The organism is Pseudomonas sp. IB20 (assembly GCF_009707325.1).
Lineage (GTDB): Bacteria > Pseudomonadota > Gammaproteobacteria > Pseudomonadales > Pseudomonadaceae > Aquipseudomonas.
In genome coordinates this window covers 3125286-3147024 of record NZ_CP046103.1, presented here as the reverse complement: position 1 = coordinate 3147024, position 21739 = coordinate 3125286, and the positions used below count along the sequence as shown (strand labels likewise).

The window sequence follows — 21739 nt, the reverse complement described above, 5'->3', positions numbered from 1 at the left end:
CCACATTTGTTTGGACTACAGCCCACCTGCCGCCAAATTAGCAAGCAAGCTAATAATTCCATTTGACATTCGCTGCCTAAGCAGTAACATCTTGTCACACATTCACTGCCTAGGCAGTAATAAGGTGACTTTCGATGACCCACTTCACCCCTGACAGCTTTCGCAACTGCCACCTCGGCCTGTTGCTGGGCCGGGCGGCGCTGCTCAAAGACCGCATTATCGATACCCACATGGAACCCCACGGCGTCACCGCCGCACAGTTCAAGGTGTTGATCATCATTGCCCAGTTTGACGTCGACACCCCGGCCGAGCTGTGCCGCAACCTGTCGCTGGACAGCGGCTCCATGACCCGCATGCTCGACCGCCTGGAGCAAAAGGGCCTGCTGGCGCGCAGGCGTTCCGAGCAAGACCGGCGTCAGGTGCAGTTGGTACTCACCGAAGACGGCCAACGCTTGGCGGACATGCTGCCGCACATCGGCGCGCAGTCGATGAACGAACTGGCCGGCGCCCTGGAGCCCGGCGAGTTGCAAACCCTGGAAAAAATCCTCACGAAAATTCTGGTAGCTGCCGGTGACGCCATCGTCATCCAGCGGGTAGGTAATCAATGAACACACGCGCAGTTAGCCTGGTGCTGGTGGCGATGAGCATGGCCGGTTGTGCCAACTTCAGCGGCCTCGACACCCAAGGCCAACGCCTCGACGCTAACACGCTGCAAACCGGCAAATCCTTGAGCGGCGTGACCTTGTCCAGCGCCGCCTGGCCCACTGCTGATTGGTGGAAAAGCCTCGGTGACCCACAGCTCGACGGCCTGATCCACGAAGCCCTGCAAAACAGCCCGGACATGCAAGTCGCCAGCGCCCGTGCCCATCAGGCGCAAGCGGCGGCCTATGCTGCCGATGCCGCACGCATGCCGACCCTGGATGCCAGCGCCGGCGTGAGCCGTTCGCGCCTGGCCAAAGACCAGGACCCGCTGGGGCAGGGCGATGCCTACGCCACCGTGCGTAACATCGGCGCCAGCTTCAACTACAACTTTGACCTCTGGGGTGGCCAGCGCGCCGCCTGGGAAGCGGCCTTGGGCCAGGCGCGTGCCGCCGAAGTCGATCAGCAAGCCGCGCGCCTGACTCTGGCCGCCAACGTGGCCAAGGCCTACAGTGACTTGGGTCAGGCGCACATCGTGCGGGACCTGGCCACCGACGACCTCAAGCGCACCCGCCAGATGCTCGAGTTGAGTAAGCGCCGCCTGAGTTCCGGCATCGACAGCCAGTACCAGTACCAGCAGACCGAAAGCCTGGAAGCCAGCTCCCAGTCGCAATTGATCGATGCGGAAAAACAACTGCAAAGCGCCAAGATCGCCCTCGCCGTGTTGCTCGGCAAAGGCCCCGACCGTGGCAACGAGCTCAGCCGCCCGAATGTGTTGAAGCCCAGCGCCGTCGCCGTGCCTTCGGTGCTGCCGGCCGAGCTGTTGGGCCGTCGCCCGGACTTGATCGCCGCACGCTGGCGGGTGGAGGCGGCGAGCAAGAACGTCGCCGCGAGCAAAACCCGTTTTTACCCCAACCTCAACCTGAGCGCGAGCGCCGGGGCCGAGTCGTTGCTGGGCGATGCAATGTTTGGTTCGGCCAGCCGGTTCTTCAGCATTGCACCGACCATTTCGTTGCCGATCTTCGATGGCGGCCGCCTGCGCGCCGACCTCGATGCGCGCGACGCTGATTACGACCTGGCCGTGGCCCAGTACAACAAAACCCTGGTGCAAGCCTTGGGCGATATCGGCAACACCCTCTCGCAATTGCGTGATACCGGTCGGCAGATCCAGGCCCAGCAACACGCTGCGGACATTGCCCAGCAGTCCTACGATACCGGGGTTCAGCGCTATAGCTCAGGGATCGGGAATTACCTGGATGTACTCAGTATCGAGCAGCAATTGCTGCAGGCCCAGCGTCAGTTGGCGACCCTGAATGCTGCGCAGATCGACCTGTCGATTCAATTGATGCAAGCCCTGGGTGGCGGGTTCAACGCCGATAACGTGGCCGTAACCACCCCCGCTACACGCACGGAATAATTTGAGGTATTTGTGATGGCCACTGCCGAAAACACTAACGCAACAGAGCAACCCAAAGACAACAACCCGCGCAAACGCAAAATCATGCTGCTCAGCCTGGCGCTGATCGTCATTCTCGGCGTCATCGGCGTGTGGGCCTGGTATGAGCTTTACGGGCGTTTCAACGAAAGCACCGACGATGCTTATGTGAACGGCAACGTGGTGGAAATCACCCCGCTGGTCACCGGCACCGTGGTCAGCATCGGCGCCGACGATGGCGATTTGGTCCACGAAGGCCAGGTGCTGATCAACTTCGACCCGAATGACGCCGCGGTCGGCCTGCAAAGTGCCAAGGCCAACCTGGCGCGCACCGTGCGCCAAGTGCGGGGCTTGTACAGCAACGTGGATGGCATGAAAGCCCAAGTGCTGGCCCAGCAGGCCAACGTGCAAAAAGCCCAGGACAACTACAACCGTCGTAAGAACCTCGCCGCCGGCGGCGCGATTTCCCAGGAAGAACTGTCCCATGCCCGTGACGACCTGACCTCGGCGCAAAACGCCCTGGCCAACGTACAGCAGCAATTGAAGACCTCCAGCGCGCTGGTGGACGACACGGTGATTTCGTCGCACCCGGACGTGCAGGCCGCCGCCGCACAACTGCGCCAGGCTTACCTGGCCAACGCGCGCAGTACCTTGATCGCACCGGTCACCGGTTACGTGGCCAAGCGCACCGTGCAACTGGGCCAACGCGTGCAGCCGGGCACCGCGTTGATGGCGGTGATCCCGCTGGACCAGCTGTGGATCGATGCCAACTTCAAGGAAACCCAGCTGCGCGATATGCGTATTGGTCAGCCGGTGGACATCGAGTCGGACATCTACGGCAGTGACGTGAAGTTCAGCGGCACCGTGGACAGCCTGGGCGCCGGTACCGGCAGCGCGTTTGCCCTGCTGCCGGCGCAGAACGCCACCGGTAACTGGATCAAGATCGTGCAACGGGTGCCTGTGCGTATCCACATCAACGCCGACGAACTGGCCAAGCACCCGCTGCGCGTAGGCTTGAGCACCCTGGTCAATGTGGACCTGCACGATAAGAGCGGCCCAGTGCTGGCGCAACAGGCGCCGCAAAAGGCCTCGTTCACCACCAACGTGTATGACCGCCAATTGGCCGAAGCCGATGCCATGATCACCCAGTTGATCCATGACAACAGCCTCGCCGCGCCTAAGGCTGTGCAACGCTGATGAGCAATAACGCCTCGTTCACGCCACCCAGCCTCTTGATGGCCACTATTGGCCTGTCGCTGGCGACCTTTATGCAGGTGCTCGACACCACCATCGCCAACGTGGCGTTGCCGACCATTTCCGGCAACCTCGGCGTGAGTTCGGAGCAGGGCACCTGGGTGATCACCTCGTTTGCGGTGAGCAACGCCATCGCCTTGCCACTCACCGGCTGGTTGAGCCGGCGCTTTGGCGAGGTGAAGCTGTTTTTGTGGGCGACCATCCTGTTTGTGCTGGCATCGTTCCTCTGCGGTATTTCCACCTCGATGCCCGAGCTGATCGGCTTTCGGGTACTGCAAGGTTTGGTCGCCGGGCCGTTGTACCCGATGACCCAGACGTTGCTGATCGCGGTCTACCCGCCTGCGAGGCGCGGCATGGCCCTGGCGTTACTGGCGATGGTCACGGTGGTGGCGCCGATTGCCGGCCCGATCCTCGGCGGCTGGATCACCGACAGCTACAGCTGGCCGTGGATCTTCTTTATCAACGTGCCCATCGGCATCTTTGCGGTGATGGTGGTGCGTTCGCAACTGAAGAAACGCCCGGTGGTCACCAGCTACCAGCCGATGGATTACGTCGGCCTGCTGAGCTTGATCGTCGGTGTCGGTGCCTTGCAGATCATCCTCGACAAGGGCAACGACCTGGGCTGGTTCGAATCCAACTTCATCATCATTGGTGCAGTGATTTCGGCGATAGCCCTGGCGGTGTTCGTCATTTGGGAAATGACCGATAAGCACCCGGTGGTCAACTTGCGGTTGTTTGCCTACCGCAACTTCCGCATCGGCACCATCGTGTTGGTGCTGGGTTATGCGGGGTTCTTCGGCATCAACCTGATTCTGCCGCAATGGCTGCAAACCCAGATGGGCTACACCGCCACCTGGGCCGGCCTGGCGGTGGCGCCGATCGGCATTCTGCCGGTGCTGATGTCGCCGTTTGTCGGTAAGTACGCGCACAAGTTCGACCTGCGCTTGCTGGCGGGCCTGGCGTTCCTGGCGATTGGCTTGAGCTGTTTCATGCGCGCCGGTTTCACCAACGAGGTGGACTTCACCCACATCGCCTTGGTGCAGTTGTTCATGGGTATTGGCGTGGCGCTGTTCTTCATGCCGACCTTGAGCATCTTGATGTCCGACTTGCCGCCGGCCCAAATTGCCGATGGCGCGGGTCTTGCGACCTTCCTGCGGACCTTGGGCGGTAGTTTTGCGGCGTCGTTGACCACCTGGATCTGGATTCGCCGCGCGGACCAGCACCATGCGTACATGAGCGAGAACATGACCACCTATGACTCGGCGACCCGCGATGCTTTGCAGGCGCTCGGTGGGGCAGGGCACAAGGCCTATGCGCAGCTGGACCAGATCCTCACCAGCCAGGCGTACATGATGTCCACCGTGGATTACTTCACGTTGCTGGGGTGGATGTTCATGGGCTTGATCGTGATTGTGTGGCTGGCCAAGCCGCCGTTTGCGGCGAAGGCGGGGCCGGAGGCGTCCGGGCACTGATCTGCAAAGTGTGAAATGCAATCAAGTGTGTGAGCTGGCTTGCCTGCGATGCAGGCACCTTGGTACATCAGATACACCGGGTCCCACAAAAGCCTGCTTGCACATTTGATGTGTGTTGTGGGATTCAGGCCCCGGGCAACGCCAGCTGCGGGTTGACGAAGTCAAACGCCGCCAACTGAAACCCTTGCTCATCCACCTGCAACGCCCAGCCCTGCTTGTCCCAATCCCCCAGCACAATACGCTTGGCCGCCTGGTCACCAATCTGCAACTTATGAATGGCGGGGCGGTGCGTGTGGCCGTGGACCAGGGTGCGTACGCCAAATTGCTGCATCACCCGCGGCACTTCCTCGGGTGTCACATCCACAATGTCGTTGGCCTTCATGCGTACTTGGGCGCTGCTCTCGCTGCGCAGCTTGCGCGCCAGCGCGTGCCGGGTGCGCAAGGGCAGGTGCCGCAGGATAAACAGCACTATCGGGTTACGCAGGACCCGCCGCAGCTTCATATAGCCGACGTCGCGGGTGCAGAGGCTGTCGCCGTGCATCAACAGCACAGGCTCGCCTGCGAGCTGCACGACACTCGGGTCCTTGAGCAAGGTGGCGCCTGCGGCTTTGCAGAACGCCTTGCCGATCAGGAAGTCGCGGTTGCCGTGCATGATGAAAATGGGGGTGCCGCTGTCGCTCAGCTCACGCAGCGCCGCGCAAATCGAACGCTGGAACGGTGTCATCCCATCGTCGCCAATCCAGGCTTCAAAAAAGTCCCCCAGAATGTACAACGCCTGGGCGCCACGGGCGCGGCCGTGGAGCAAATCCAGAAACGCCCGGGTTATATCCGGGCGCCCCTCTTCCAGATGCAAATCTGAAATCAGCAATATCACCCAACGATCTCGGCTTTCTCGACGATAACGTCTTCTACCGGAACATCCTGGTGACCGGCTTTACCGGTGGTCTGCACGCCTTTGATCTTGTCAACGACGTCCTGGCCTTCGGTGACTTTACCGAACACGGCGTAGCCCCAACCCTGCACGTTCTTGCCGCTGTGGTTCAGGAAGGCGTTGTCGGCCACGTTGATGAAGAACTGTGCGGAGGCCGAATGCGGCTCCATGGTACGGGCCATGGCGACAGTGTATTTGTCGTTGGAAAGGCCGTTGTCCGCTTCGTTCTGGATGCTTGGACGCTTGTCTTTCTTTTCTTTCATGCCAGGCTCGAAACCGCCGCCCTGGACCATGAAGTTGCCGATGACACGGTGGAAAACGGTGTTTTCGTAGTGGCCAGCATTCACGTATTCGATGAAGTTGGCGACGGTGATCGGCGCTTTCTCGGCGTTCAGCTCGATGACGATGTCACCGTGGTTGGTGGTCAGTTTGACTTGAGTCATGTTCACTACTCTTTTCAGGGAATTCGTGGGCCCAGGACGCCTGGGCGCCGCTACCGGTTTGGCTGAATGTGTGCCAAGGCGCGCAGTTTAGCGTGACCAGCAGGAATTTCGAGGTGGTTTTTTACCGCCCCTGTCATTAAAGCAGTAATTAAAGCAGCAGTTTTTGGTCATGGCCTGTCAGTGTCTTGACTGCTTCGGCTATTATGAGCCCTTTGTTTTATCTGGCCCCACCCGGCCACGAACCTGTCTGTTCAAGGATCCTATGAGCAAGCCCACTGTCGACACTACCTCGAATTCCAAGGCCGGACCTGCCGTCCCGGTCAATTTCCTGCGCCCGATCATCCAGGCGGACCTGGATTCGGGCAAGCACACGCAGATCGTCACCCGCTTCCCGCCAGAGCCCAACGGCTACCTGCACATCGGTCACGCCAAGTCGATCTGTGTGAACTTCGGCCTGGCCCAGGAGTTCGGTGGCGTTACGCACCTGCGTTTCGACGACACCAACCCGGCCAAGGAAGACCAGGAATACATCGACGCCATCGAAAGCGACATCAAGTGGCTGGGCTTCGAATGGTCCGGTGAAGTGCGCTATGCGTCCAAGTATTTCGACCAGCTGTTCGACTGGGCAGTGGAGTTGATCAAGGCTGGCAAGGCCTACGTTGACGACCTGAGCCCGGAACAAGCCAAGGAATACCGTGGCAACCTGACTGAGCCTGGCAAGAACAGCCCGTTCCGCGACCGTTCGGTCGAAGAGAACCTGGACTGGTTTGCCCGCATGCGCGCCGGTGAGTTCCCGGATGGCGCCCGTGTACTGCGCGCCAAGATCGATATGGCCTCGCCGAACATGAACCTGCGCGACCCGATCATGTACCGCATCCGCCATGCCCACCACCACCAGACCGGTGACAAGTGGTGCATCTACCCGAACTACGACTTCACCCACGGTCAGTCGGACGCCATCGAAGGCATCACCCACTCGATCTGCACCCTGGAGTTCGAAAGCCATCGCCCGCTGTACGAATGGTTCCTTGACAGCCTGCCGGTACCGGCGCACCCGCGTCAGTACGAATTCAGCCGCCTGAACCTGAACTACACCATCACCAGCAAGCGCAAGCTCAAGCAACTGGTCGATGAAAAACACGTGTTTGGCTGGGACGACCCACGCATGTCGACGCTGTCGGGCTTCCGCCGCCGCGGCTACACCCCGGCGTCGATCCGTAACTTCTGCGACATGGTCGGCACCAACCGTTCCGACGGCGTGGTCGATTTCGGCATGCTCGAGTTCAGCATCCGCCAGGACCTCGACGCGAACGCCCCGCGCGCCATGTGCGTGCTGCGGCCGTTGAAAGTCGTGATCACCAACTACCCGCAAGACAAGGTCGACAACCTCGAATTGCCGCGTCACCCGCAGAAAGAAGAACTCGGCGTGCGCAAGCTGCCGTTCGCGCGTGAAATCTACATCGACCGCGATGACTTCATGGAAGAGCCGCCAAAAGGCTACAAGCGCCTGGAGCCGAATGGCGAAGTGCGCCTGCGCGGCAGCTACGTGATCCGTGCCGATGAAGCAATCAAGGACGCCGATGGCAACATCGTTGAACTGCGCTGCTCGTACGACCCAGAAACATTGGGCAAGAACCCTGAAGGCCGTAAGGTCAAGGGCGTGGTGCACTGGGTGCCGGCCGCTGCCAGCATCGAGTGCGAAGTACGTCTGTACGATCGTCTGTTCCGCTCGCCGAACCCTGAGAAGGCCGAAGACAGCGCCAGCTTCCTGGACAACATCAACCCTGACTCGCTGCAAGTTCTCACAGGTTGTCGTGCCGAGCCATCGCTTGGCGACGCACAGCCGGAAGACCGTTTCCAGTTCGAGCGCGAAGGTTACTTCTGCGCGGATATCAAGGACTCCAAACCTGGTCAGCCGGTATTCAACCGTACCGTGACCTTGCGTGATTCGTGGGGCCAGTGATTAAGTCTTAAGGGATTCAACGTGCTAACGATCTACAACACGCTCAGCAAGACCAAAGAAGTCTTCAAGCCCCTGGATGGCAACAAGGTGCGCATGTACGTGTGCGGCATGACCGTGTACGACTACTGCCACATCGGCCACGGCCGCAGCATGGTTGCCTTCGACCTGGTGACCCGCTGGTTGCGTTTTAGCGGCTATGACTTGACGTATGTGCGCAACATTACCGACATCGACGACAAGATCATCAACCGTGCCAACGAAAACGGCGAGTCGTTCGACGCGCTGACCGAGCGCATGATCGCCGCCATGCATGAGGACGAGGCGCGCCTCAACATCCTCAAGCCGGACATGGAACCGCGCGCCACGGATCATATCCCTGGCATGCACGCGATGATCCAGACCCTGATCGACAAGGGTTACGCCTACGCCCCGGGCAATGGCGACGTGTACTACCGCGTCGCTAAGTTCATGGGCTACGGCAAGCTGTCGCGTAAGAAAATCGAAGACTTGCGCATTGGTGCGCGTATTGAAGTCGACGAAGCCAAGCAAGACCCGCTCGACTTCGTGCTGTGGAAAGGCACCAAGCCCGGCGAGCCGAGCTGGGAGTCGCCATGGGGCGCCGGGCGTCCGGGCTGGCACATCGAATGCTCGGTGATGTCGACCTGCTGCCTGGGTGACACCTTCGACATTCATGGCGGCGGCAGCGACCTCGAGTTCCCGCACCACGAAAACGAAATCGCCCAAAGCGAAGCCGCCACCGGCAAGACCTACGCCAATGCCTGGATGCACTGCGGCATGATCCGCATCAATGGCGAGAAGATGTCCAAGTCCTTGAACAACTTCTTCACCATTCGCGACGTGCTGGAAAAGTACCATCCGGAAGTGGTGCGTTACCTGCTGGTGTCCAGCCACTACCGCAGCGCGATCAACTACTCGGAAGACAACCTCAAGGACGCCAAAGGCGCCCTGGAGCGTTTCTACCATGCGTTGAAAGGCCTGCCGGCCGTGGCGCCTGCGGGCGGTGAAGCGTTCGTTGCGCGGTTTACCCAAGTCATGAACGACGACTTCGGCACACCGGAAGCCTGCGCGGTGCTGTTTGAGATGGTGCGTGAGATCAACCGCTTGCGTGAGACTGATCTCGACGCAGCGGCGGGGCTTGCGGCGCGCTTGAAAGAGCTGGCTAGCGTCTTGGGTGTTCTGCAGATGGAAGCCGATGACTTCCTGCAAGCGGGCGCTGAAGGGCGTGTGGATGCGGCTGAGGTTGATGCGCTGATTCAGGCGCGTTTGGCTGCTCGGGCTAATAAAGATTGGGCGGAGTCCGACCGGGTTCGTGACCAACTGACCGCGATGGGTGTGGTGTTGGAAGACGGCAAGGGTGGGACGACGTGGCGGTTGGCTGATCAAGCCTGATTTACCCGCTGAATAAAAAACGCCCCGACTGGTTCGGGGCGTTTTTTTTGGATCGTTCCCACGCTCTGCGTGGGAATGCCGCCCCGGACGCTTTGTGTCGCGCTTTCAGCGAACGCCTCAAACCCTGAATACGGTGACGCGGAGCATCACGGGATGCATTCCCACGCGGAGCGTGGGAACGATCAACCGCTTCACTATCGCTATCGGAGTGTCAGGTACGCTAACGGGAAAGGCGTGTAGCGAGGCTGGAGTTGGCGTGTAAAGCGGCGAGAGCCATTGCTCGATGAGCGGCGGCGCGAATTTTGGACGGATTGAGGGCGGGCATAGGTGACACTCCAAGTTTGAAGATGGAGCTGCCACTGATCGTCGCCAAACGATTTAGGGTGGCAGCTGTGCGCAGGTTGGCGAACCGGGAACTTGGAACCCGGCAGACCCGAAGGCCTCCCACGCACAGCTGCCATAACACGAAACGGCGGGCACAAAAAAAGCGCCTGCTGTCGGATGGGGCGCCTGTGCGCCAAGTATCTCGGGTCGCCAAACCCGGTCGCTGAATTTGCAGCGACAGCCAGAGAGTAACGCCCGTGAGCACCTAACAATGATGTGCTTATCCACGGTGGCCTCCGGTTGTCTTGAGCTGCCCGAATCTGAGCGTCAGGCTGATTCAGGCGACCTGATACGTGCTCTGCACAAACCCATTGTCCGACACATACGTGCCGACATGGCGCAGTTCACGCTCACTGCCGACCTGGCTGAACAAGGGCAGCCCTTGGCCCAACAACACCGGAATACGGGTGATGATCAACTCATCGATCAGGCCTGCTTCAAGAAACGCCTGGATCGTTTGGCCTCCGTCGATATAGAGGTGTTTCATACCGCGCTCGGCTAACTGTTCCACTAGGGTGGTTACGCCCGCTGACATCATCTCAACCTTGCCTCGCACATGCGCAGGTAGCTCGAATGATTGGTGCGAGAGGGCGATGACAGGCGTGCCTTCATAGGGCCATTCCGGGAAGGATAAGACTTTCTCCAGGGTTTTACGGCCCATCACCAGCGCATCGACCGTGGCGATGAAGCTTTCATACGTCACGCCGTTCAGCTGCGCAGCTTCGTACTCCGGCCGGTGCAACCACTCGATGTCACCGTCTGGCCGAGCAATAAAACCGTCGAGGCTTACTGCGATAAAGACGGAGCATTTGATATCCATTAGACGTAGACCTCCTTAAACACATAGCCATTGGCAGCTTTGCACCCACCGACTGTATCCCAAACGCTGCAATACCCGCCAACTGCTCAACCGTCGCACCGCCTTTGATGGCGATTCATGCCGCTGAGGGGGCTATTTCCTAGGGGCTTGCAGAAAATACATTTGTTTTGACGCCCGCCGAACCATGGTTTTAGATGTCCGCCACGACCAAACTCATGAAGAAACCGGCGGATATCTAAATGGATTGTATTTTTTGCAGCATTGTCCGAAAGACCTCTCCAGCCCACATTCTATGGGAGGACGAACACCACATGGCGTTCCTGTCGATCTTCCCGAACACACCGGGTTTCAGCGTGGTGATCCCCAAACAGCATGACGGCAGCTACGCGTTCGCGCAGTCGGATGCGGTGTTGTCGGCGCTGATCGTGGCCTCCAAGAAGGCGGCGCTGCAGATTGACCGGGCGTTTCCTGACGTGGCACGCACGGGGATGATGCTGGAAGGCTATGGGGTGGATCACTTGCACGCGAAGCTGTTTCCCATGCATGGCACGGGGCAGGACAGTGCGTTCAAGCCTATCAGTTCCAAGGTGGATAAGTTTTTTGAGGCGTATGAGGGTTACATCTCATCCCACGATTTTGTGCGGGCCGATGATGCCGAATTGGCGCAGCTGGCGGCGCATATTCGATCGTTCGGCTGAAGATCATCCAGTGGTATTTGCCATTTTTGAAACTGTAGACCTACAAAAAACGGTGGGCGGTCTTCTGCTGCCTGGATTTTTCAATGGGCGGATCGGAACTTTCTTATAGAGGGTGCGGGATTTTTTTCCTAGTTTGGCTGCAACGGTTCTTAGGACGAGGACACTTTTCAGTGGCTCTGTTGCAGAGGATTGATGATGCCAATTTCCCTTATGCCGTACGCCAAGCCTCAGAGTGGGTACCCATCGACCGCGGATAACTCACCTTCCACATTCGCTCCATCCTCCGCGCCTCCCCAACCTGCAAGCCAAAGCCTGGGCGGCTCCCCGTCGCTTGCACCGACAGACGATCAAAAACGACTGCCCGTGTTCCCGTCCATCGAAACACGTGGAGGCCTGAGATCGCCCGGGCGATTCGGGGAACCTTCTGATGACGCCGACCCTGTCGCTGCCCGGCGCGAGAAACGCGCGATTGTGAGCACGTCTGACAAACCTGCGCGCAACACGCTGGGCATGTGGGCGGGCCCGCACTCTCATTCCGCCGATACCGATAAAACCCTTCAGGCGCAGTTGATTGCGAAGATGGGCAGTGTGTCGGATTCGCTGGTGACCGTGCCCGAGCAGTCTCTGATTTCTCAGCCGTTCGAAATCTACAAGCGCGTGGTGAATCAGCCCGAGGTTTTAGCCTGGCTGAGGAGCAAGGGTTTTTCCCTGGACTCGGTGACTATCGGCAAAAACAGCGTATCGGGCCTTGTTACCCAGAATGGAGTGACCTCTCCTCAGACATTCACCCTGCAAGACACTTCCGGCTGGTGGCAGGTGTCGGCGCGCGTGATGCAAGCGCTTGAGGCGTTAGACCCCAAGCACAAGGGTGTGCCTTATGTGTCTATGAACAGCCAGCAAGTTTCGCGGAATGTGGCGAGCTTGTTTTATGGCGTCAGTGCGCCTTATACCGAGGATCAGGCGAGTGCGCTTGTGACAAGTCTGGTGGCAGGCTGGCCCGCGCTGTCTGCAGCAGAAACACGCAATCACCAACTCAGGTTTGAATGGTCAAAGCGGGGTATCAATGAGCTCGATGATCGAGAAAATCTCGCAGACGCTTTGGAGCGCGCGGCGAAGGGCGTTGCGGACAATGGGCCATTATCGTTAGCGGGTACCGAGTTCGAGGTCTCACGAACAAACCCCTTGAAGAGCGATCAAGAGGCCCGCAGGCGCTTGGCCGAGCTGATGGCACTTCCTGAAATGCAGGGTGTGCTGGCGGAGCTGGGGCAAACATTGCCGGACCAGACGGTTCGTATCAGCGAAGGTCGCCTGCAAGTGCTGCAACTGACCCCAAATCAGTGGCTGGATGTAGCTGTCAGTGATAGTTGGAGCCAGCCGTTGAAAGACGCATTGGCGGCAGTTGTCGTGCTGAGCGAACAGACGGGTAACGCGCTCTACTCAGACGATCGCCACGATCTGCGGCAAGTCGCGAGGTCGATGGGCCTGGATGCACTCGACACAGCAGGGCAGGCTCGCGCCGCTGCCAAATGGTTGCGCACCCAATTCGCCCCGACGACGCCTGTCGGCAATTATGCGAAATTACTTCCTCAGGAGTGGGCTGCGGGCACCTTGTCGGCTAGCGACAAAAGTACGTTGATTTCGTTGGCGACGAATCAGAAGTATGGAGCTAATACGATAGGGATCGAATTGGGTCGTCGGATCGTGACTCAAGTCGACCCGCAGGAAGCAGCAGCCAAGGCAGACCAGATCTGGGACGAATTACTCAACACCCCGCAGGCCCAGCAGTGGGGGCGGGAACTCGCCCAGGCGTTGGGTTGGTATAAGGGGGAGGGTGATGACGATATGGATGCCGCGGAGCGAAAAAGTCTGCTGACCTCCGCCATCATGCTCAGTGTTGACCCTAATGTTCCCGCTGCCCCGGGAAGTGCCGCCGGTTATCAATTTTACACCCCGGCCAATATGGGCCGTGAGATGGGGGCTGTACGCAAAGACTTTGAAAAACACTTGATCGAGAAAAAAGGCGTGAGCGTACGTGCTGCGCCGTTGGTGGCTCATCTGTTCCTGGCACACGCCGCACCTGAGTTTCTGGTGAAACCGGACCAGCAGGCGTCAGCAAAACTCCCTGTGCCGCTACTTCAGTCTCCAGAAAAAATACGTATAGGCAGCCCGGCGTGGATGACGGTTAGCCTGGGCAGTGCATTGGCCGACGTGTGGGGCGGCGCTGGAGCCAGTCGCGGCATGAGCCTGAATGAGCTTGAAGCACTGACCACCCAGGAGGCCGTTCTGCCGCAACAACAAGCTCTGGCTATAGCGCTTGGTGCTAAGCGGGTGCTCGATGTGGGGGTCATGACCGGTACTGTGCCCCGACGCAGCGACGGTAACTATACGCCCGGCGATTACCAGTTGGCGTCTGACGGCATTACTCGTCGTTCCGAGGCGGTCGAGCAATCCGTGGTCACCCTGGGGACTGCACCTCCCACCCGTAGCAGTCTGGCAATCAAGGCGCTGAAACGGGCGTTTCCTGAGTTGACTGACAGTGAGATAGAAACTGTCGAAGTGAAGAAGCCCCCAACTAAATACAGCCTCTCAGGTGTCGGCACAAATACTAAGTGGCTCACGTTGGTTGAGGCGTATGCAACGGGGGAACTGCATGAAAGTTGGCTTTCCTTCACCCATCCTCGGATTACACAAGCGCAATTTGACGCCCGCATAAAGACACTTGAGCCTATTGCCGGTCAGGTCGGGGGCGCAGTCAATCAATATCTAAGCGATGTCAAGGGAGCGATGCCCTCGCTTATGAAGATGACTCTTGCAGACTTACCTCTGGACGTTCGGCAGGCTATTGAGTGGGGGGATGTTCAGGTCTATAGGCTGCGTCGGGAAACCGGAGAGACGCAGAGCCAAGACGCTAACAAGGGAAATAAAGTAGCCCAGAATCGGGGGTGGTACGGGGTGCTGCTGCGGATCAAATACGAGGGAAAAACTCGGACGCTTGAGTATTTCCCAACGTCCGGGACGATTATTGATCGCACGGCCAGTTTGGCGGGAAAAAAATTGGACCTGAATGGGGGTGTCATTGAAGAAGATACCGTGTCCGCCTGGCGAAGTGGTACGAAGACACTTCGGTATTTGCGGGGCACTCAACAACCTTTTGATTTCAACGCACACCACACGGGGGAGGCCCCTCGTGACAAATACTCGTCGAAGGTCATCATTTCCAAAGTAGGGGTTTCCCTGGCAGGGTCGGCTTTGAAAGGGGCTGGTGACAACCGCAATGAGTGGGTGCCTGACACCTTTGGCTCCGCCAAAAGCCAGGCGATTATCGACGTTATACTTTCGGGTAATTACATAGGCAACTATAGCGGGCATCGCCAGGCACTCATTGATCATGCAAATGCAGTGCTGCCCAGTGAAGATAACGTCCGGGGCTACGTCAATCGTCTAATGAACAAAGAAAATGGTCGCGCGCTGGTGTCGATGATTTCGTTCATCGGCCCGTTGGTTGACATCTATGAGGGCAACATTAAGGACGGCTTGAAAGGCTTGGCAATTGATACGTTGCTGTTTATTGGCGCGGGAGGTTTACAGGCCGCCCGCAAAGCATGGAAGGCGATCAAGTTTGCATCACGCCTGAACAAGCAGGCATTTCGTGTCTCTGTTATTCAGGAAGGCACTGCATTGCTGCGTGGGATATTTAATCCGGGTGAAGGCTTCTTTGGTCTGCCGAACCACCCGAGTCGACTTGGAAATTTTCTAAGGCGTTCGCACAAGGGCGTTCCCGTCAGGATCGGGATGGGGGTGTTCGTACCTGTTGATCTTTTCGCAAAGGCTCGCTTTGCCAAGGATGCTGCTCCCACCGTATCCGAGATGCTCAAAAAGGCGAATGCCAAGCCTATGACGCCTGTAGAGGGCACGGTTAACGAGGTAACGCTGAAGGCTATCAAGGAGCAGGAAAAATGGTATGCGATCGATCCCGACAGCGGTTTGCCAGGCGGCTCGCCCCTGCCAGGCTTTACCCCTAAAACCCCTTAGTGCCGGCGGGTCGATGGAGTCGCTAGGCTGATTTTGATACGTCTTCAGCTCGGCGACTACTCACCTCGGCGGGTACGTCATCACCCGCCATACGCTTGCGAAACAGCCCCGTGCGCGCCAGCAGCAAGGTGGTCACCGGCACGGTGATCGCCAACAAAATCGGAATCAACCACCCGTGCAGCACCGGCGCGGACTTGAGCACCGAAAAGTAGATAATCGACGCCAGCGCCACACACCACGCGCCCAGCGTCGAGGCCAATGCCGGTGGGTGCATACGTTGGAAAAAGTCCTTCATGCGCAACAACCCAATCGCGCCGATCAGCGCAAACAGGCTGCTCAGCACCAGCAGCACCGCCACGATTACTTCAACCCATATCGGCATCATTCAATCACCTCGCCACGCAGCAGGAATTTCGCCAGGGCGAACGACCCGACAAAGCCAAACAGCGCAATCAGCAGCGCCGCTTCAAAGTAGGTGTCACTGGCGTAGCGAATGCCGAGCACCAGCATCATCAGCATCGCCAGGATGTACAGGTAGTCCAGCGCCAGTACCCGGTCCTGGGCCGAGGGGCCTTTGAACAGGCGCACCAGGGTCAGCGCCATCGCCAAGGAGAACAGGAACAGGCTGACCAGAATCGCATTGGAGAGCAGGGCGCTCATTCGAAGATCTCCATCAGGGGCCGTTCGTAGGCGTGTTTGAAGTGCTGGATAAACTGCGCTTCATCATCCAGGTCGAACACGTGGATCAGTAAAACACTGCGGTCCAGCGCCAGTTCCGACCAGACGGTGCCAGGCGTCACGCTGGTGATCATCGAGAGCACGGCCAGGCCATTGGCATTGCGCAGGTCCAGCGGGATCTTGATAAAGCGCGAGCGCGGTGCTCGTGAGCCGCACGTGAGCACGCCCCAGGCCACTTTCAGGTTGGAGATGATCACGTCGTGACCCACCAGGAAAAACAGGCGGATGATCACGCCAGGGCGGCGGATGCGAATCGGCAGCGGGCGCAGCGGCGCCATCAGCAGCGGCGCGAGAAAGCCCAGCAATGCGCCCAGCAGCAGGTTGCCGGGGCTGACCGACACGTTCAGTACCAGCCACAACAGCCACAACGCCAGCGACAGCCACGGGGCAGGGAGCAGACGCTTCATGGCTGCACCTCCAGGGCGGCGGCCTTGGCTTCAGGGCTCGGAATCGGGCGCGTCGCCATCACGGCCATCACGTAGTGTTCCGGGTTGTTCAGGCTATCGGCGGTGGCCTGGGTGTAGCGCATCAACGGTTCGGCCTTGAAGGTCAGCAGGATGCTCAGGCCGAGCAGGAAGAAGATCGGCAGGCACTCATAGCGGCGCAGCAGCGGCGAGGGGCGCTCTTCCGGGGTCCAGAAGCGCTGGATGCCCAAGCGTGCGAAGGCGATCAACGAGGCCAGGCCCGACAGAATCAGCAACGCCACCAAGCCCCAGGCAGCTGGGCGGATTGGCTCATCCACTGCGTTGCCCAGGCCCATAGGGTTAACCAGCGCACTTAGCAGGCTGAGCTTGCCGATAAACCCGGACAGCGGCGGCATGCCGATGATCAGCAGTGCACAGGCGACAAAGCTCAAGCCGAGGAAGGCCATGGTCCAGGGAATGACTTGGCCGACCACGGCTTTCTGCTCATCGTCCAGGTTCACGCCGGGACGCGGATGCAGGGATTCCATGGCTTTGGGCAGCGCATCGATTTCTTCATCCAGTGGCAGGTCATTGGCCGAACGCGAACGTTCGATCAATTCCGCCAGCAGGAACAGCGCGCTCAAGGCCAGCGTCGAGCTGACCAGATAGAACAACGCGCCGGCGGTCAGGCTGGGCTGGGCAAAACCCACAGCCGACAGCAGGATCCCGGCCGACACCAGAATGCTCAAACTCGCCATGCGTTCCAGCCGCTGCGCCGCCAGCATTGCCAGCGCCGCGCAGATGATAGTCGCCATGCCGCCGTACACCAGCCAGTCGCCGCCGAACAGCGCTGAGGCACCGGCCTGGCCGGAGAACAACAGGGTCCACAGGCGCAGCACGGTGTACACGCCGACTTTGGTCATGATCGCAAACATCGCCGCCACCGGCGCACTGGCCGAGGAATAGGCGGGCGCCAGCCAGAAGTTCAGCGGCCACATGCCGGCTTTGGCCAGAAAGGCTGTCGCCAGGATTGCCGCGCCTGCGTGCAACAGGCCGCGATCGGCTTCCGGCACCAGCGGGATTTTCAGCGCCAGGTCAGCAAAGTTCAGCGTGCCGGTGACCCCGTAGATCATCGCTGCGCCAATCAGGAACAGCGACGACGCCAGCAGGTTGATGGCGATGTAATGCAGCCCCGACGACACCCGCGCACGGCCCGAGCCGTGCAGCATCAGACCGTAGGACGCCGCCAGCAGCACCTCGAAGAACACGAACAGGTTGAACAGGTCTGCGGTGAGAAAAGCACCGTACAGGCCCATCATCTGGATCTGGAACAATGCATGGAAGCTGGTGCCCGCTCGGTCCCAGCGGGCCATGGCGAACAGCAGCGCACTCACGCCGATGATCCCGGTGAGCACCAGCATCATCGAAGACAGTTGGTCCACCACCAGCACAATACCGAACGGCACCTGCCAGTTGCCCGGCAGGTACACGCCAATCGAGCCGGGGCCGCCTTGCTGCGTCAAGTACAGCAGCAGGATAGCGATGCCCAGGCCGACGACGCTGGAGAACAGATTGATTTTGGCCTTCAGCGGGCGGCGTTTCTCGCCGAGCATCAGCATCAGCGCGGCGGTCAGCAACGGCAGCAGGATCGGCGCGACGATCAGTTGATTCATCCACGTCATTCCTTGGGCTCCCGGCCGTCTACATGGTCAGTGCCGGTCAGGCCCCGGGAGGCCAGCAGCACCACCAGGAACAACGCGGTCATGGCGAAGCTGATCACAATGGCCGTCAGCACCAGGGCCTGGGGCAGCGGATCGGTGTAGTGGAGCAGGTCTTGCGGCACGCCGTTCTTGATGATCGGTTCCTTGCCGATAAACAGGCTGCCCATGCTGAAAATGAACAGGTTGACCCCATACGACAGTAAGCACAGGCCCATCACCACTTGGAACGTCCGTGGCCGCAGGATCAACCAGACGCCGGAGGCCGCCAGGACCCCAATGGCAATTGCAATGACTTCTTCCATCAGGCGGCTCCTTCCGTTGCGGCAACCACTTTGGCCTGGTTGCTCGGTTTGTGGGCCCGCACGGATTGGTGACCGAGGGCGGTGAGCATCAGCAGCGTGGAACCGACGACCATGGCGTACACGCCGACGTCGAAGAACAACGCGCTGGCGACGTGGATGTCGCCGAGCACCGGCACGCTGAAATGCCAGGTGTGGGTGGTAAGGAACGGGTAACCGGCAAACAACGCGCCGAGCCCGGTGAGCGTTGCCGAGAGCAGGCCGAAGCCCATCCAGCGCATCGGGCGCAGGCTCATCTGCGCTTCTACCCACTGGGTACCGGCAACCATGTATTGCAGGATGAACGCCACTGACATCACCAGGCCTGCGACGAAACCGCCGCCCGGCTGGTTGTGGCCGCGCATGAACAGGTAGAACGACACCACCAGCGCGATCGGCAGCAGCAGGCGCACCAGCACCGCTGGCACCATCATGAAGCCCAGGGCCGTATCGCTGGCATGGCGTGGGTTGACCAGGTCGGTGGCCACGTCCGGCGCCAATTGGCGCTGTTGTGCAGGCAATTGCATGCTTTCTTTCGATGGGCGGAAGCGCCGCAGCAGCGCATACACCGTCAGTGCCACGGCGCCGAGCACGGTGATTTCGCCGAGGGTGTCGAAACCGCGGAAGTCCACAAGCATCACATTCACCACATTGCTGCCGCCGCCTTCGGGCAGGGCGCGGCTCAGGTAGAACGAGGAAATGTCGTTGGGCGTCTGGCGCGTCAGCATCGCGTAGGACAGCAGCGCCATGCCGCCGCCCACTACGGTGGACAGCAGGAAGTCACGCAGGCGACGAATGCGCGCCTTGCGCAGCGAGCTGGGCAGTGGCGAGACTTCTTCGATCCGCCGTGGCAGCCAGCGCAGGCCCAGCAGGATCAGCACGGTGGTCACCACTTCAACCACCAATTGCGTCAGCGCCAGGTCCGGCGCTGAGAACCACACGAAGGTGATGCAGGTCATCATGCCGCACACGCTGACCATGGTCAGGGCCGCCAGCCGGTGATACTTGGCTTGCCACGCGGCGCCGAGAGCGCAGGCGATTGCCAGCAGCCACAGGGTGACGAACACGATGGAACCCGGGATCTTCGGCCGGTCGCCCCAACTGATGCCGCTGTTGAGCATCGGGATCAAGCCGGCGACCACCGCCGCCAGCACCAGCAGGAACAGCTGGGTCTGCAGGCGCTTGGTGTTGATGCGTTTCTCGATCTTGCGCGCGCCACGCATCATCACCACCAGGCAGCGCTCGAACATGCGCTTGCCGTCGAAGTAACTGATGATCGGCGGATATTTGAAGCGGCCACGCTTGAGTTGCTTGCGCAGCAGCAGGTAGAGCACCACGCCACCGGACATGGCCACCAGGCTCATGATCATCGGCGCGTTCCAGCCGTGCCAAATCGCCAGGCTGTACTCGGGCAGTACGCCGCCCACCACCGGCAGCGCGGCGGCGGCGAGGATCGAACCGACCACCTGGGCCGGGAAGATGCCCACCAGCAGGCAGGTGAATACCAGCAACTCAACCGGTGCACGCATCCAGCGCGGCGGTTCGTGGGGTGTGTGGGGCAGGTCGGTCGCGGGCGGGCCGAAGAATACATCGACCGTGAAGCGCAAGGCGTAGGCCACGCTGAAAGTACCGGCGATGGTCGCAATGGCCGGCAGGGCGATTTCCACCCAGGCGGTCGACGAGATAAATACGGTTTCGGCGAAGAACATCTCTTTGGACAGGAAGCCGTTGAGCAACGGCACGCCAGCCATCGACGCACTGGCCACCATCGCCAGTGTCGCGGTAAACGGGATCAGCCGCACCAAGCCACTGAGCTTGCGGATATCACGGGTGCCGCTTTCGTGGTCGATGATGCCCGCGGCCATGAACAGCGAGGCCTTGAACGTGGCGTGGTTGAGAATATGGAATACCGCAGCGACGGCGGCCAGTGGGCTGTTGAGGCCCAGCAGCAAGGTGATCAGCCCGAGGTGGCTGATAGTGGAGTAGGCCAGCAGGCCCTTGAGATCATTTTGGAACATAGCGCAGTAAGCGCCGAGGAGGAGGGTGATCGCGCCGGCACCGCCGACGATCCAGAACCATTCTTCGCTGCCGGACAGCGACGGCCACAGGCGGGCCAGCAGGAACACGCCGGCCTTCACCATCGTCGCCGAGTGCAGGTAGGCTGAAACCGGGGTCGGCGCCGCCATCGCGTGGGGCAGCCAGAAGTGGAACGGGAACTGTGCACTTTTGCTCAAAGCGCCGATCAGCACCAGGGCCAGCATGACCGGGTACAGCGAGTGCGCGCGAATCTGGTCGCCCGCCGCCAGCACCTGGTCCAGGTCGTAGCTGCCGACGATATGCCCCAGCAGCATCACGCCCGCCAGCAGGCACAGGCCGCCCGCACCGGTGACCATCAGCGCCATATAGGCTCCGCGCCTGGCATCGGCGCGATGGTGCCAATAGCCGATCAACAGGAACGAGAACAGGCTGGTCAGTTCCCAGAAGAACACGATCTGGATCAGGTTGCCGGAAATCACCAGCCCGAGCATGGCGCCCATGAAGGCCAGGAAAAACGCGAAGAAACGCGGCACCGGGTCGTCCGGCGACATGTAGTAACGCGCGTACAGCGCCACCAGCGTGCCGATGCCCAGCACCAGCATCGAGAACAGCCAGGCAAAACCATCCATGCGCAACACGAAGTTCAGCCCAAGGCTGGGCAACCACATGAATTCTTCGCGGATCACGCCACCGTGGGCGATCTGGGGGTAGAGCAGGGCGACTTGAATGGTGCCGACCAGAGCTACAAGGCCGGCCAACAGGGATTCGGTGTTACGTGCATTGTGCGGCAGCAAGGCCGCCAGACAGCTGCCAATAAAAGGCAGAAGCAGTAGAACTATCAGGGACATAGGCTTCTAATCTGCGGGAGTTTGGGATGCATCATACGTGCCGCTTTCTCGATCACCAAACGGCAAGATGTGGCAGGATCCTACAAAGTAGGCTGAAAACCCCGATTTAGCATTGTTTCAGGTGAACCCATTCCAGCCAGCGACACCCCACACTGTGGGAGTCGGGCTTGCC

17 protein-coding genes are annotated in these 21739 nt (G+C 59.9%); 8 read left to right on the top strand and 9 right to left on the bottom strand.

From position 1 onward, the window contains the following. The first annotated feature begins 134 nt into the window (after positions 1 to 134). Genes GJU48_RS14490 through GJU48_RS14475 form a run of 4 tightly spaced genes read left to right on the top strand, consistent with a single transcriptional unit; the run spans position 135 to position 4800 of the window. Complete coding sequence (locus GJU48_RS14490) at positions 135 to 608, top strand: MarR family winged helix-turn-helix transcriptional regulator (protein ID WP_094952918.1); 474 nt, start codon at positions 135 to 137, stop codon at positions 606 to 608. After that, a complete protein-coding gene (locus tag GJU48_RS14485; RefSeq protein WP_094952917.1) occupies positions 605 to 2056 on the top strand; it encodes an efflux transporter outer membrane subunit in 1452 nt (483 codons plus the stop codon). Before GJU48_RS14490 ends, GJU48_RS14485 begins: the two co-directional genes overlap by 4 nt. A gap of 15 nt (positions 2057 to 2071) precedes the next feature. After that, complete coding sequence (locus GJU48_RS14480; protein WP_094952916.1) at positions 2072 to 3271, top strand: HlyD family secretion protein; 1200 nt, start codon at positions 2072 to 2074, stop codon at positions 3269 to 3271. After that, positions 3271 to 4800 carry a DHA2 family efflux MFS transporter permease subunit gene (locus GJU48_RS14475; protein WP_094952915.1) on the top strand — a complete coding sequence of 510 codons (1530 nt, stop codon included), beginning with the start codon at positions 3271 to 3273 and terminating at the stop codon, positions 4798 to 4800. Before GJU48_RS14480 ends, GJU48_RS14475 begins: the two co-directional genes overlap by 1 nt. Positions 4801 to 4924: 124 nt before the next feature. On the opposite strand, the gene lpxH is transcribed toward GJU48_RS14475, so the two are convergent. Together lpxH and GJU48_RS14465 are read right to left on the bottom strand one after the other, a co-directional pair. Next, entirely contained in the window at positions 4925 to 5674 is a 750-nt protein-coding gene (lpxH, locus tag GJU48_RS14470; RefSeq protein ID WP_094952914.1) for a UDP-2,3-diacylglucosamine diphosphatase, read from the bottom strand. After that, positions 5671 to 6174: a peptidylprolyl isomerase gene (locus GJU48_RS14465; protein WP_016977438.1), complete on the bottom strand. Its 504-nt coding sequence runs from the start codon at positions 6172 to 6174 to the stop codon at positions 5671 to 5673. Before GJU48_RS14465 ends, lpxH begins: the two co-directional genes overlap by 4 nt. Positions 6175 to 6436: 262 nt before the next feature. Here GJU48_RS14465 and GJU48_RS14460 point away from each other — a divergent pair, with 262 nt between their 5' ends. Next, positions 6437 to 8137 (top strand): glutamine--tRNA ligase/YqeY domain fusion protein, encoded by a 1701-nt coding sequence (locus GJU48_RS14460; protein WP_094952913.1) that lies wholly within the window; start codon positions 6437 to 6439, stop codon positions 8135 to 8137. A 21-nt stretch (positions 8138 to 8158) separates the two neighbouring features. Then, entirely contained in the window at positions 8159 to 9547 is a 1389-nt protein-coding gene (gene cysS, locus GJU48_RS14455) for a cysteine--tRNA ligase (RefSeq protein ID WP_094952912.1), read from the top strand. Positions 9548 to 10208: 661 nt separating this feature from the next. On the opposite strand, the gene GJU48_RS14450 is transcribed toward cysS, so the two are convergent. Next, positions 10209 to 10751: a dihydrofolate reductase family protein gene (locus GJU48_RS14450; protein WP_094952910.1), complete on the bottom strand. Its 543-nt coding sequence runs from the start codon at positions 10749 to 10751 to the stop codon at positions 10209 to 10211. Between the two features lie 239 nt (positions 10752 to 10990). Between GJU48_RS14450 and GJU48_RS14445 the strand changes: the two genes are divergently transcribed. Both GJU48_RS14445 and GJU48_RS14440 read left to right on the top strand, forming a co-directional pair. Next, positions 10991 to 11449 (top strand): HIT family protein, encoded by a 459-nt coding sequence (locus GJU48_RS14445; protein WP_094952909.1) that lies wholly within the window; start codon positions 10991 to 10993, stop codon positions 11447 to 11449. 363 nt (positions 11450 to 11812) lie between these two features. Next, positions 11813 to 15481, top strand: a complete 3669-nt coding sequence (locus tag GJU48_RS14440) for a hypothetical protein (protein WP_155296027.1) — start codon at positions 11813 to 11815, stop codon at positions 15479 to 15481. Between the two features lie 22 nt (positions 15482 to 15503). Here GJU48_RS14440 and GJU48_RS14435 read toward each other — a convergent pair whose 3' ends face one another. From GJU48_RS14435 to GJU48_RS14410, 6 genes are read right to left on the bottom strand one after another with little or no spacing between them, the layout of a single operon-like run. Continuing rightward, a complete protein-coding gene (locus GJU48_RS14435) occupies positions 15504 to 15866 on the bottom strand; it encodes a Na+/H+ antiporter subunit G (RefSeq protein ID WP_094952907.1) in 363 nt (120 codons plus the stop codon). After that, positions 15863 to 16141 (bottom strand): K+/H+ antiporter subunit F, encoded by a 279-nt coding sequence (locus GJU48_RS14430; protein ID WP_094952906.1) that lies wholly within the window; start codon positions 16139 to 16141, stop codon positions 15863 to 15865. The genes GJU48_RS14435 and GJU48_RS14430 overlap by 4 nt, the downstream gene beginning before the upstream one ends. After that, the gene (locus GJU48_RS14425; protein ID WP_094952905.1) at positions 16138 to 16626 is read right to left on the bottom strand and encodes a Na+/H+ antiporter subunit E; all 489 of its coding nucleotides are present in this window, start codon (positions 16624 to 16626) and stop codon (positions 16138 to 16140) included. Before GJU48_RS14425 ends, GJU48_RS14430 begins: the two co-directional genes overlap by 4 nt. Continuing rightward, a complete protein-coding gene (locus tag GJU48_RS14420; protein ID WP_094952904.1) occupies positions 16623 to 18305 on the bottom strand; it encodes a monovalent cation/H+ antiporter subunit D in 1683 nt (560 codons plus the stop codon). Before GJU48_RS14420 ends, GJU48_RS14425 begins: the two co-directional genes overlap by 4 nt. Further along, positions 18302 to 18646, bottom strand: a complete 345-nt coding sequence (locus tag GJU48_RS14415) for a Na+/H+ antiporter subunit C (RefSeq protein WP_094952903.1) — start codon at positions 18644 to 18646, stop codon at positions 18302 to 18304. Before GJU48_RS14415 ends, GJU48_RS14420 begins: the two co-directional genes overlap by 4 nt. Next, complete coding sequence (locus GJU48_RS14410) at positions 18646 to 21567, bottom strand: monovalent cation/H+ antiporter subunit A (RefSeq protein ID WP_094952902.1); 2922 nt, start codon at positions 21565 to 21567, stop codon at positions 18646 to 18648. Before GJU48_RS14410 ends, GJU48_RS14415 begins: the two co-directional genes overlap by 1 nt. Positions 21568 to 21739 lie beyond the last annotated feature (172 nt).

Excerpts from the sequence above, each read along its gene's own strand:
- GJU48_RS14460 (WP_094952913.1), top strand. The coding sequence starts at position 6,437 with ATGAGCAAGCCCACTGTCGACACTACCTCGAATTCCAAGGCCGGACCT.
- GJU48_RS14475 (WP_094952915.1), top strand. The coding sequence starts at position 3,271 with ATGAGCAATAACGCCTCGTTCACGCCACCCAGCCTCTTGATGGCCACT.
- GJU48_RS14415 (WP_094952903.1), bottom strand. The coding sequence starts at position 18,646 with ATGGAAGAAGTCATTGCAATTGCCATTGGGGTCCTGGCGGCCTCCGGC.
- GJU48_RS14465 (WP_016977438.1), bottom strand. The coding sequence starts at position 6,174 with ATGACTCAAGTCAAACTGACCACCAACCACGGTGACATCGTCATCGAG.
- GJU48_RS14420 (WP_094952904.1), bottom strand. The coding sequence starts at position 18,305 with ATGACGTGGATGAATCAACTGATCGTCGCGCCGATCCTGCTGCCGTTG.
- GJU48_RS14450 (WP_094952910.1), bottom strand. The coding sequence starts at position 10,751 with ATGGATATCAAATGCTCCGTCTTTATCGCAGTAAGCCTCGACGGTTTT.
- GJU48_RS14480 (WP_094952916.1), top strand. The coding sequence starts at position 2,072 with ATGGCCACTGCCGAAAACACTAACGCAACAGAGCAACCCAAAGACAAC.
- GJU48_RS14425 (WP_094952905.1), bottom strand. The coding sequence starts at position 16,626 with ATGAAGCGTCTGCTCCCTGCCCCGTGGCTGTCGCTGGCGTTGTGGCTG.
- GJU48_RS14485 (WP_094952917.1), top strand. The coding sequence starts at position 605 with ATGAACACACGCGCAGTTAGCCTGGTGCTGGTGGCGATGAGCATGGCC.
- GJU48_RS14435 (WP_094952907.1), bottom strand. The coding sequence starts at position 15,866 with ATGATGCCGATATGGGTTGAAGTAATCGTGGCGGTGCTGCTGGTGCTG.
- GJU48_RS14410 (WP_094952902.1), bottom strand. The coding sequence starts at position 21,567 with ATGTCCCTGATAGTTCTACTGCTTCTGCCTTTTATTGGCAGCTGTCTG.
- GJU48_RS14490 (WP_094952918.1), top strand. The coding sequence starts at position 135 with ATGACCCACTTCACCCCTGACAGCTTTCGCAACTGCCACCTCGGCCTG.
- GJU48_RS14430 (WP_094952906.1), bottom strand. The coding sequence starts at position 16,141 with ATGAGCGCCCTGCTCTCCAATGCGATTCTGGTCAGCCTGTTCCTGTTC.
- GJU48_RS14445 (WP_094952909.1), top strand. The coding sequence starts at position 10,991 with ATGGATTGTATTTTTTGCAGCATTGTCCGAAAGACCTCTCCAGCCCAC.